Source organism: Protofrankia sp. Cas8 (genome assembly GCF_963555845.1).
Taxonomy (GTDB): domain Bacteria; phylum Actinomycetota; class Actinomycetes; order Frankiales; family Frankiaceae; genus Protofrankia.
In genome coordinates, this window is the sequence record NZ_CAUVXI010000148.1 from 1 (window position 1) to 11,780 (window position 11,780).

At 69.0% G+C, this 11,780-nt stretch carries 9 protein-coding genes; 4 read left to right on the forward strand and 5 right to left on the reverse strand.

Annotation, left to right across the window (positions count from 1 at the left end; translation table 11 throughout):
* The first annotated feature begins 134 nt into the window (after positions 1-134).
* Together U9977_RS18900 and U9977_RS18905 are read left to right on the forward strand one after the other, a co-directional pair.
* Positions 135-1,526 carry an acyl-CoA carboxylase subunit beta gene (locus U9977_RS18900; RefSeq protein WP_322750609.1) on the forward strand — a complete coding sequence of 464 codons (1,392 nt, stop codon included), beginning with the start codon at positions 135-137 and terminating at the stop codon, positions 1,524-1,526.
* Between the two features lie 183 nt (positions 1,527-1,709).
* A complete protein-coding gene (locus U9977_RS18905) occupies positions 1,710-3,107 on the forward strand; it encodes an MFS transporter (protein WP_322750610.1) in 1,398 nt (465 codons plus the stop codon).
* Here U9977_RS18905 and U9977_RS18910 read toward each other — a convergent pair.
* From U9977_RS18910 to U9977_RS18920, 3 genes are all read right to left on the reverse strand, one after another.
* Positions 3,041-5,287 (reverse strand): AAA family ATPase, encoded by a 2,247-nt coding sequence (locus U9977_RS18910; protein ID WP_322750611.1) that lies wholly within the window; start codon positions 5,285-5,287, stop codon positions 3,041-3,043. The genes U9977_RS18905 and U9977_RS18910 overlap by 67 nt on opposite strands.
* A 10-nt stretch (positions 5,288-5,297) precedes the next feature.
* Complete coding sequence (locus tag U9977_RS18915) at positions 5,298-6,068, reverse strand: hypothetical protein (protein WP_322750612.1); 771 nt, start codon at positions 6,066-6,068, stop codon at positions 5,298-5,300.
* Between the two features lie 173 nt (positions 6,069-6,241).
* The gene (locus tag U9977_RS18920; protein WP_322750613.1) at positions 6,242-8,752 is read right to left on the reverse strand and encodes an EAL and GGDEF domain-containing protein; all 2,511 of its coding nucleotides are present in this window, start codon (positions 8,750-8,752) and stop codon (positions 6,242-6,244) included.
* A 132-nt stretch (positions 8,753-8,884) separates the two neighbouring features.
* Between U9977_RS18920 and U9977_RS18925 the strand changes: the two genes are divergently transcribed.
* A complete protein-coding gene (locus U9977_RS18925) occupies positions 8,885-9,748 on the forward strand; it encodes a DUF5995 family protein (protein ID WP_322750620.1) in 864 nt (287 codons plus the stop codon).
* Positions 9,749-9,799: 51 nt separating this feature from the next.
* On the forward strand, positions 9,800-10,246 hold the full coding sequence (locus U9977_RS18930) for a hypothetical protein (protein WP_322750614.1): 447 nt from the start codon (positions 9,800-9,802) through the stop codon (positions 10,244-10,246).
* A gap of 53 nt (positions 10,247-10,299) precedes the next feature.
* Here U9977_RS18930 and mobA read toward each other — a convergent pair whose 3' ends face one another.
* Together mobA and U9977_RS18940 are read right to left on the reverse strand one after the other, a co-directional pair.
* A complete protein-coding gene (mobA, locus tag U9977_RS18935; RefSeq protein ID WP_322750615.1) occupies positions 10,300-10,962 on the reverse strand; it encodes a molybdenum cofactor guanylyltransferase in 663 nt (220 codons plus the stop codon).
* The coding region (locus U9977_RS18940) for a GTP 3',8-cyclase MoaA (RefSeq protein ID WP_322750616.1) at positions 10,959-11,780 on the reverse strand (822 nt) is incomplete at its 5' end. The genes U9977_RS18940 and mobA, both read right to left, overlap by 4 nt.

Consider the following 11,780-nt stretch of genomic DNA (forward strand, 5'->3'; position numbering starts at 1 on the left):
ACACATTCGCCCGTGCGGACCTCAAAGCCAGACGATATGAGGTCCGCACGGAGATCCGACGAGCCTCCGACCACGAACAGGGGAGTCGTCTCCTTCGCGTCGCCGGAGAACCTATGATCTCAAGGAGACAACAGGTGAGTCTCTCCACGCTCGAACGCATTGACCCGCGTGCCCCGTCGACTCGACTGACCCAGTTCTTCGATCCTGATTCATTTGAACCCTTCGCCGCGGCGGACAGCTCCGGGGTGCTGGCTGGAAAGGGCACCGTCGACGATAATCCGGTCGTCGCATTTGCTACGGACGCAACCATTCAGGGCGGGGCGATGGGCCGTGACGGCTGCGCTCGGATCGTCCACGCCATTGAGGCCGCAGTGCGCCTTGACATCCCGGTGGTGGGAATCTGGCATTCCGGCGGTGCTCGGCTCCGGGAGGGCGTTGCCTCCCTCGACGGTGTCGGACGTGTCTTCGCGGCCACCGTCCGGGCATCCGGACGGATTCCGCAGCTGTCCCTGGTGCTGGGTGCCGCCGCAGGTGGCGCGGCATACGGCCCGGCGCTGACCGACATCGTCATCATGGGCCCGGATGCCAAGATCTTTGTTACCGGTCCGGACGTCGTCCGCACGGTGACCGGCGAGGATTGCACCGCCGACAGTCTGGGTGGACCCGATGTGCACGCACGCCGCAGTGGAGTGGTAGCGATCAGTTGCGACTCTGACGAGGCTGCCGTCGACCACACCCGGCGGCTGTGCGCGCTGCTTTGCGACCAGGGCGAAATCGGGCCAGTTCAGGATCGTGACCTCGGCAGCCTCCTGCCGGAGTCGGCCCGTCGCGCCTACGACGTACACCCGCTGGTGGCCGGCGTCCTCGACGACGACGTGCTTGAGCTCCATCCCAAGTGGGCACCGAACATCGTCACCGCGCTCGGTCGCCTCGGCGGCCGTACGGTCGGCGTGGTCGCCAACAACCCGCTGCGTCGCGGCGGCTGCCTCGACGCGACGTCCGCCGAAAAGGCGTCACGTTTCGTGCGCATGTGCGACTCGTTCGGAGTGCCGCTGATCGTCCTCGTCGATGTTCCGGGGTACCTGCCGGGTGTCGGCCAGGAATGGGAAGGCGTGGTCCGGCGCGGCGCGAAGCTGCTCTATGCGTTCTCCGAATGCACCGTGCCCCGCGTCACCGTGGTCACCCGAAAGGCCTACGGCGGCGCCTACATCGCGATGAACGCCCGCTGTCTGGGCGCGAGCGCCGTGTACGCATGGCCTACCGCCGAGGTCGCGGTCATGGGCGCCGAGGCCGCCGTGGGAATCCTGCACCGGCGCACATTGGCGGAGGTTCCGGTTCAGCGTCGACCGACCGTGCTTGCCGAGCTCACCGCTGAGCACGCACGCGCGGTCGGCGGGATCGACCGGGCCGTGGAGCTGGGAGTGGTGGACGCCGTGGTGGAGCCCGCCGCCACCCGCTCGGTCCTCGCCGAAACCCTCGCCGGGGCCCCGGCCGGCCGTGGCGCCCACGGCAACATCCCCCTGTAGGAACATCCCCCTGTAGGAACATCCCCCAGATTGATCGCGCGCCGTCGTCTGGGCCTGCCAGCCGGGACGACGGCACGGAGACCACCGGCTCACCCGACGAGATAGTTAGCTGAGGTGAAATAACTAAACGGGCACAACGGTTGTCCCAGGTGAAGCCCTCACTCGTGACGACCGGAAGGAACGATGACCGCGCTGCCCGACGCCACGACCGTCAACCCGCCCCGACCAGGACCACGGCCAGAACCGCGGCCAGAACCGCGGCCAGAACCGCGGCCAGAACCACGGCCAGGCGGCGCACTGCTCGCGCTGTCCGTGCCGAACTACCGCCGCTACCTGAGCGGACAGGTCGTGTCGCTGGTCGGGACCTGGATGCAGATGGTCGCGCAGGGTTGGCTGGCGCTTTCGCTCGGGGCGTCCGGGACGGTGCTCGGGCTCGTCACGGCTGCGCAGTTCCTGCCGGTCCTGCTGTTCGGCGCCTACGGCGGGCTGCTGGCCGACCGGGCCGACAAGCGGCGCTTGTTGATCTATACCCAGGTCGCGTCCGGGCTGTTGGCCGCCAGCCTCGCTGTTGCCGACATCACCGGTGTCGTCCAGTTGTGGATGGTGGCACTCATCGCGGCCGGCCTCGGCACCGTGAACGCGGTGGACAACCCGACCCGGCAGAGTTTCGTCCACGAGATGGTCGGCCCGGACGTGGTGGCCAACGCCGTATCCCTTCAGTCGGTGGCGGTGAACGCGGCCAGGGCGGTGGGGCCGGGGATCGCCGGCGTGCTCATCGCCGTCGCCGGAACCGGCGTCTGTTTCATGGTCAACGCCGCGTCCTACCTGGCCGCCATCGTCGCTCTGATCCGGATCGACCCGCGTTCGCTTCGCCGGCGCGCCCCGCTTCCCCGAGCCCGCGGCCAGATCCGCGAGGGCCTGGCATACGCGTTACGAACCCCGGCGCTGCGGGTTCCGCTGGTCATGATGGCGGTCATCGGCACCCTCGCCTACGAGTTCGCCGTCGTGCTTCCGCTGTTGGGCCGCGAGGTGTTCCACGGCGACGCCGGCACCTACGGGCTGCTCACCGCGGCGATGGGCGTCGGCGCGGTGGCGGGCGGCCTGATCGTCGCCAGACGAGGCCGGGCGACGCCACGCGCCCTGGTCGGCGCTGCCGCCGGTTTCGGCATCGTCATCCTGGCGGCCTCGGTCGCGCCGGATGTCCATCTCGCCGCCGTGGCCATGATGCTGGTGGGAGCCGGCAGCGTGGCGTTCCTGTCCATCGGGAACGCCACCTTGCAACTCGCCTCCGCGCCCCACATGCGTGGCCGGATCATGGCCTTGTGGGCCGTGGCCTTCCTGGGCAGCACCCCTGTCGGGGGTCCCACCATCGGATGGATCAGCGAGGAGCTCGGTGCCCGGGCGGGCCTGGCGACCGGCGGGCTGGCCGCCCTCCTCGCGGCCGGGTACGGCGCGCGCCAGCTACTCGGTCCCGCCGGTCAGTCCGGTCAGTCCGGTCAGCCCGGTCAGCCCGGTCAGCCCGGCCCCGCCGAGGACGCCGCCCTGCCGAGATCGGGTAGCCGCAGCTGCTCGCCGGGGTGACCCCGGTGCGCCTGGACGGCACTGAGGTGGTAATCCTCCGCCAGGTCGAGGAAGTCGGGCTCATGGTAGCGGCGGCCGTCCAGGGTGGGGCCGAGTGTGCCCTCCATGATTGCTTCGACGTCCTCGCCGGTGATGGTCTTGTTCGTCTCCAGTGCGTGGGTCACCGCGAGAACCTCCCGACGGTTGTCCGACAGGATGACCTCGGTCCGCTGATAAAGCTCCTGGAGCTTGGCCTCGACCTCATCGACGAACCCGCCACCGAGGTACCCCGGGCCGCCGCCGGGGTACGCCGGACTGGCGTCAAGAGCAGCGGCCAGCGCCGGCCGGGACGTCAGGGTGCTGCCCATCGCGTGTCGGCCGATGCTGCGGGCAACCAGCTCGGTGGCGGCGTGCAGGTCTGCGCCCACGCCCTGGGTGTGGTCACCGTCGAAGAACATCCGCTCGCCCACGATGGAGGCCAGAAAGGTCATCACATCGATCTCGACCTCGGACCGCCAGTCGACGAACCTGTCCTCCAACGGCACCGGGGCCACGAACCCGCCGGTGTCCCCACGGCGCTCGATGCTCGCCATGTCGATGACCATGTGCTTCTGCAGTCGGTACATGACCACCGCATGGCACGCCTCGTGCAGGGCGATGCTGTGGCGCTCCCGCTCCACGTACTCGTGGTCGTCGGGCAGCCCGTGTTCCTTGATTGACTTGGCGCGCAGCAGATCCGGCCAGGTGACCACCTCACGACCATCCTTGATCGCCTGGATGAGCGCCTCGTTGACCATGTCCTTGATGCTCGCCCCGGTGGCGTACGGGCTCATCACTGCGAGCCGTTCGACCTGATCGGCGCTCACCTCGTGGCGGACCCTGTCCAGGTAGCCGTTGAAGGTCCGTACCCGGCCCTGCCTGCTCGGGTAGCCCACCTTGTAGATGCGGTCGATCCGACCGGGACGCAGCAGCGCCTCGTCCAGCGACTGCGGCATGTTCGTCGCCATCATGACCATGATCCGGTACTTCGGCGGCGGCTTCGGGCGCATGCCCAGGGCACGCCGCACGACCCGGTTGAGGAAGCCACGCGGCTTCTTCAGACCCGATATCTCGGCGAGCAGTGCCAGCAGCGTTCCGTCGATGCTGGACGGGCCACCACCACCGCCGGGAACCACGAAGCGGGCCTGCGCCAGTGCGCGGCGTGCCGAAGTGCTCGCATACGTCATCCCGTTACAGGGGTCACCAGGGTCGATCAGACCGATCCGGTTGCCGGCGGGCTGACCACGGTTACCCAGGGTGTCGGCCTCGTCAAAGAAAACGATCACGCCGCCGTACCGCAGGGAGAGCGTGCGCAGCTTGCGGAACAGAGCCTTGACCTTCATCACGCCGACGCCGAAGAACATGGCCCGAAACGCGCCCGGGTCGACGAAGACGTAGGGCTTCCCGGTCTCACCGGCGACCGCCTCCGCGATCAGGGTCTTGCCGGTACCGGGTGGACCCCACAGCAGGATGCCGCCGGGTACGTAGCCGCCCCGACTTTCGATCTCGTGCGGCTTCTCCAGGTAGAAGACCGCCTCCTTGACCCTGGACAGGACGTGATCCTGGCCCCAGACGTCGGTGAACCGGGTCTTGATGTCCTCGGGGAAGTACACCTCCACGCCGCCGCGGGACAGGAACCAGAACAGCAGCGCGAACTGCCCGATCGTGATAGACATGATCAATACGATCTGCACCGCGAACGGGGCTGCGTGCCAGCTGTCGCCGGGAAGCCCGATGATCGCGTGAAAGACGGAGTCGTGCCTGATCCGGGCGTAGACGAACGCGAAGATCACGACGGCCGCCGTCCACGTCAGCGCGCGGCTGATGCGGTAGCGGTTCCAGTCGTCGAGCTGGAGCAGGCCGCGCTCGAGCCGGCCGAAGACCCTGTCGGTCCAGAAGACGTGGTACTGCGCCGACCGCTCGCCGATCAACATATGGACCTGGCGAACCATCTCGATCCCGATCAGCGCCAACAGCCACCAGCTCGCCGCCGCCTGCTCACGCACGGCGTCGGTCCAGCTCATGATCGGGTTATCCGCCATGGCAGCGGCTACCACGAACACGAACAGTGCACCGAGCAGGACCAGAAACTTCACCCTGTCCCAGCGCGCCAGCGGTTTGCGCACCGGCGGGGATGGCTGCGCCGGCTGGGCCTGATTCATGATCCTTACCTCAGGTGATCGGCTTGATCGTGAACGATGTCTGAACCTTCTGGATCTCGGCGCGATGCCGGTCGTAGCACCAGGACGAACAGGCGAACACAAGCTGGTACAGCCTGGTCTGATCACGGTCCAGCAGGCTTGTCTGGTCGACGGTCACCAGACCCGTGCCCAGGTGGAGCTGGTACACCAGATGGACGCCGTGGACGCCCCCGCCCTGGTGGACGGGATCGTCCACCAGCAGGAGGAACTCCGGGGCAAGCCGGGCCCGCTGCGGATCCTGGCGAACCGCCACCTCCTGCGCCTGGATCTCCTGGTCGATGGAGACAAGCTGGTTGCGCAGGTCATTGGTGGACAACGTGGCCGCCTCCTCCGGCAGAAGCTGGCGGACCTGCACGAATCCCTTGGGTTGCGCCGCGTCCGGAAGCAGGAGGTTCTTGTCGTCGAATCTCGACGCGGCATCAATCCCCACGACCCACTCACGACTGGCCAGCGTCCGAGCGGCCTCCGGACTGATGTTGCGGGCGTCGATACCGACGAAGGCCGGTCCGGGCATCGGCTGATGCTGCCACGAACTCGGGATCTTGAGAAAGGTTCCGGCATCCTTGTTGGTCACATACTGGTAACGAGCCGAACCGCAACCGAGGAGAAGAACGAGGGCCGCCAGAAGCGCCGACACCGCCAACGCGACGCATCCCCGCAGCGTACCGGCGGCCGACGAGTGCACGATCATGGGGCTTTTCGCGCGCTCGGAGGCCCCGGACAGCCTGGTTCTCCCGGTCACGGCCAACCTCCAGAATCTGGTGAGGCTCTGCTCATGGTGCAGCACAGCCCCCTGGATGGCACCTTCTCCGAGAAAACCAAGCGCATGAACCAGACTCGACGGCCTCGACGGCCTCGACGGCCTCGACCGACCGAGATCCAGTAGATCACCCGAAGACTTTCACCGGGCAGGCCCTATGCCGCAAGATCCGCAGGTGGGACGGGATACCCGAGAAAGAAGCCCTGCCCCTCGTCACAGCCGAGGTCACGAAGTAGGCTGCAGACCTCGTCCGACTCGATGCCCTCGGCAACCACCCTGAGATCGAGATTGTGCGCGAGATCAATGATGGACCGCACGATCGAGAAATCCCTGGGGCGACGCGCCACGTTCAGCACGAACGATTTGTCGATCTTGAGATCGTGCACCGGAAGATCGCGCAGGTAGGCGAGCGACGAGTACCCGGTCCCAAAATCATCCACGGAGATCCGGATTCCCGCGCGGCGCAACTGGGTGATGACGTTCATCGCGTTGCGGGTGTTCACCATCACGGCACTCTCGGTGAGCTCAAGTTCGAGCGCCTGTGGCGGCATGCCGGTCCGGTCCAGCTCCGCCTGTACCGTCGAGATCAATTCTGCGTCGTGCAACATCCGGGCCGAGACGTTCACCGCCACGGGCAGCAACCGACCCGCGTCCCACCATGATCGCGCCTGGTCCAGGGCGAGCATGAGGACCCGGCGGGTCAACGGCCTGACCAGGTTGCTCTGTTCGGCGAACGGAACGAAACGCCCCGGCTCGACCAGGCCGTGCGACGGGTGCTGCCAGCGGACCAGCGCCTCGACCGCGGTGGTCCGCCCGGTACGCAGGTCGACCTTGGGCTGGTAGTGCAGGACCAGCTCCCCGCCCGCGATCGCCGAGCGAAGGCCGCCGAGCAGTTCAAGGCGCTCGCGGCGGTTCTGGTCGGCATCGGGGGCGTACACCGCGACCCCGACGCAGAGCTGCTTGGCCCGGTACATGGCCACGTCGGCACACCGCACCAGGGTTCCCGGATCGCTCCCGTCACCAGGCCCGATCGCGATCCCGATACTTCCCTCGACGCTCAGCGGAAGCGTGCCGACATCGATACGCTCGGCCAGGGCGGCCCGCACACGGCTCGCGACGGCAAGGGCGTCAGCGACTCCCCGCGGCGCCGACGGCAACAGGATCGCGAACTCGTCCCCACCGAGGCGGGCGACTGTCGCGGCCGAACCGGTGGCGCGTCGTAACCGTACCGCCACCTCGCGGAGCACATCGTCACCGGCTCCGTGACCCAACGTGTCGTTGATCTCCTTGAACCGGTCGAGGTCCATCAACAGCAGGGCCAGCGCACCGCCGTCGGCCTCGACCGTGCGCAGCGCTCGCGAGATCCGGTCGTGCAGCAGGACCCGGTTCGCCAGCCCGGTCAGCGGGTCGTGCCGGGCCTGGTGGCGGACCTCCCGCTCGGCGGTATCCCGTTCGAGCGCGGCTGCCAGCACGTTGGCGACGGACTGGACGAACGCCGCCTCATCCGGGGCGAACTCCCGCCGGTACGGCGCGTACGCGACCAATACGGCGTGGCTGCGGCCAGCCGCGCCGATACGGGCCGCAACACCGTGGAAAGCAGCCCCACGGTCGATGATCGTGGGGCCATCCGAGGCCAACGCGACCGGAATGATCGCCGCGATCGGGTGTGCCGGATCGGCCGGGTTGTCCCGGCCGGTCGCCGCCAGCACCTCGCAGCCGGGCAGACCCAGGGTGACGCGGACCACCTGGGCGGCCTCGGCGAGCAGGTCCGGGACGGTCAGCCCACCTAGAGCACGCTGACCGAGCTGGGCAACGGCCGACTGCAGCCGTTCCGCCCGCTGCAGATCGGTGACATCCTGCAGCACAACGGCAACCAGCTCCCGGCGCCCGTCCACCTGCGGGATCACCGAGATCCGTAACGCCCGCGCCGGACCGGGCCCGGCTCGACCGCGCACATCGGGGTCGGGGTCGGGGTCGGGGTCGGTGCGGCCGAGGAGATTGACGTCGCCGTGCTGGGGCCGGCCGGTCCGCGCCGCCGTGGCGGCCAGTCCCCACTCGCCGTCCAGCGCCACGCCCTCGCCACCGGGCCGCAGCATGATCCCCAGCCGGTCCAAGGGTTCGCCGACCCGTAACCGCTCACCGAGCAGGCGATCGACAACCTGCGACGTCCGGCGCAGACCGAGCGCGCGGTCGTAGACCAGGACACCGACGGGAAGCTCGGCGCCCGGCACGCCCCCGGAAACGAGCTCCAACAGGGCTGTGTGTTCACTGACCGCCTCAGCGTCATGCTGGTCACGGCTCACATCGATAATCGTCCCCGAGTTGCCCGAGACCGCACCGTCCGGCGCCCGCAGCACGTTGGCACGGATCTCGACGCGCAGGTAGGCACCGTCGCGGGTCCGGTAGCGGGTCACATGCCGGCAATGATCAGAACCACCGGCCACCACCGCCATGAACAGCGCGATCGTGTGGTCGTACTCATCCGGGTGGACGTAGTCGAGGAAGTGACTCCCCAGCGACGCGACGACGTCGAAGCCCGTCACCGTCGTCCAGGCGCGGTTGAGGTACGTCCAGCGTCCCTCGGCGTCGGTCTGGAAGACGACCTCCGTGAGGGTGTCCAGGATGCCCCGACCGGGACCTTCCGGATTGTGACCTTGAAGGGACATAGCGCAGCATTATCACGACTCTCCGCCCGGCTGTAAATGCTTTGAGTAACAGTTGAACTACCATGCAGCCCCATGGGATGGCTACGTATCGCAGTCACCGCGCTCCTGACGGCTAGCTCACTGCTGGCCGGGATGCCCGGCCAGGCCAGCGCAGAGCCTGCAGGACATCAATTTCCCCCACCGTGCACAACCGGGTCGCCGACATGTGTGCGGGAAACGTTGACGACGATGCGTGACCAACTTCGACCACTGGAGGACCACTGTGACCATCGGGTGATCTTTTCCTTCGCCTATCTGCGCACGACCGAGGCATTCGGCGATGCGGCCGCGGTCGCGGGTTCCTTCGCCGATCCCGGGTGGGTCAACGCCGAGGACGCGCTGTTCGCCCGGTACTACTTCCGGGCCTTCGACCAGTGGGCGGCGGGCCGTCCGACCGACGTGCCGCCAGCCTGGCGGGTGGCGTTCACCGCGGCCGCCACCACAACGCTCTCAGCCGCCGGTGACCTGCTGCTCGGCATGAACGCCCATGTCACCCGCGATCTGCCATTCGTTCTCGCCGAGCTCGGCCTGGCCGGTCCCGACGGCCACAGTCACAAGGGCGACCACGACCGTGTCAACGCGATCCTGGCGCGGGTGATGGATCCGTTGCTGGCGCAGGAGGCAGCCCGCTTCGACCCGCACCTGGATGACGGGACGCTGCGCTACGGTCTCGGCCGCGACGACCTGATCGAGATGTTGACGGCATGGCGGGAGGACGCCTGGCACGACGCAGAACGCCTGGTCGCAGCCAGGGGCACCGACGAGTACGCCGTCGTCGTGCACACGATCGAGACCAGCGCCGATGTCCGCGCACGGTTGCTGCGGGTACTGCTCGCCGACGAACAGCCGTCGACGACGGCTGTCCCCCGGGACGCCTGGTGCGCGCGCCACCATGCATCCGACGCGCTACCCGGGGCCGCGCCGACGGGTCGAGGGCAGCGGGCGGACGAGATATAGGGCACACTCGATCGGGTGGGATATTACCGACACGGCCGAAAGGTTCCGGCGTTGCCGCCCGCGCAGCGCAACGCGCTCGGAGCGGTCACCATTTTGATCGTCTTCACCATGGTCGCCCTGACCACGTGGCGGCCCGCGCAGTTCGTCGTGCCGGCGCTGGTGGTGATCGCCGGGCTCGCCGGCCTGGACCAGTCGATCGTCACATCCTCCGGTCGCGCCCGACCCGGGACACCGGTCGATCCCGCCGCCGGCAGACCGGTAGGCGGCGTCCGTGGCAGGGACGCCACCGACGCCGCGACGAGCACCCTTGCCCTCCCTCGCCTACGGTCGGTCGATCCCCGCGCCGCGGTACCCAGCCGTCACCAGGCGCCGGCCGAAGAGGACGTGTTGTCCTGGTCGACCCTGGACAACGCCGGGCTGGACGACCCGCTCGCGGTCCACACGATGGCGATCGACATGCGGGCCCTGCTGGAGGACGGACCGGCGTGGGTGCGCTGACCGCCTCGTTGAGAACGCGCCGGGGGCGACGACCACCCAGTCAGCACGAGCGCTCACGGGCCCATCCTGGCCCAGCCTCGCGCCCGTTCCAGGTCCGCCGGTGCGTCGCAGTCCAGGGTGGTACGTCCGTCGGCGGGTAGCACCAGTACCCGCGGGCCCGCCAACACCGACCGCATCGACGCTCCGGCCGGCACCGCCGGGAGACGCGCACGCAGCGCGGACGTCCGCCACACCCCGGTCAGGTACTGGTGCCGGCCGGCTGGATCAACCAGGAGCGCACCCCACGGAGGATCATCGTCGGTCCGGCCGGCTCCCGTTGCGTCCCGGCCGCCACCGCCACCGCCACCGGCACCGGCACCGGCACCGGCACCGGCATCGCCACCGCCCACGGCCCGCACGAGCGCGGCGACCGTCGCCGCGGTGAGAAACGGAAGATCGGCCGCGAGCACGGCGACCAAGGGTGCGCACACCAACTCCAGACCAGCGGCGAGCGCGGCGACCGGTCCCCCGCCCGGCGGTCGCTCGCGGGTCCAGCGCACCGGGCGGGTCACCGCGACCCGGCGCGCCGGTCCGACCACGATCACTTCGCGCGCGCCGTCCACCGCCGCGAGAACACGATCCAGCAGGGTCTGGCCGCCGACGGTCAACGCGGGTTTGTCCACGCCACCGAGGCGGCGGGCCGCTCCGCCGGCAAGCACCAGCGCGTCCCAGCTCATCCGCCGATCGCCGACATCGGTCGCGCGGGCTGCGCAAAGGCGGGGTCGTCAATACCGTGCCCGGCGCGCTTGCCGCGGACCGCGCCCGCCCACAGCTGCGCAAGGTGCGCGTCGTCGGCCCCGGCCCGCATGGGCGTGCGCAGGTCGGTCTCCTCGCGGGCGAACAGGCACGAGCGCACCTGCCCGTCGGCGGTAAGACGAACCCGGTCGCAGGCGGCGCAGAACGGTGCGGTCACCGAGCCGATCACGCCGACCGTGTCAGGTCCGCCGTCCACGGCGAACAACTCGGCCGGCGCGCTGCCGCGACCGGGCAGTGCCGTCAGGGTGAACTCCGACCGCAGCCGGGCGAGGATCTCCGCGCCGGTGACCATCACCCCGCGATCCCAGCTGTGCTGAGGGTCCAGCGGCATCTGCTCGATGAAGCGCAGGGCGTAGCCCCGCTCCAGGCACCATCGCAGCAGGGCAGCAGCCTCGTCGTCGTTGACGTCCCGCAGCAGCACCGCGTTGACCTTCACCGGTGCCAGCCCGGCCGCGGCCGCGGCCGCCAGACCCGCACACGCGTCCGCGAGCCGGTCCCGATGGGTAATCGCCAGGTAGCGGTCGGCCCGCAATGTGTCCAGAGAGACGTTCACCCGCTCCAGGCCGGCGGCGCGCAGCGCACCGGCAAGGCGGGCCAGCGATGTGCCGTTGGTGGTCATGGACACCTGAGGACGCGGACGCAACGCCACCAACCGGGCGACAAGGCCGACCAGACCGGGCCGGACCGTCGGCTCACCGCCGGTCAGTCTGACCTCGGTCACTCCAAGGCGGGTGACCGC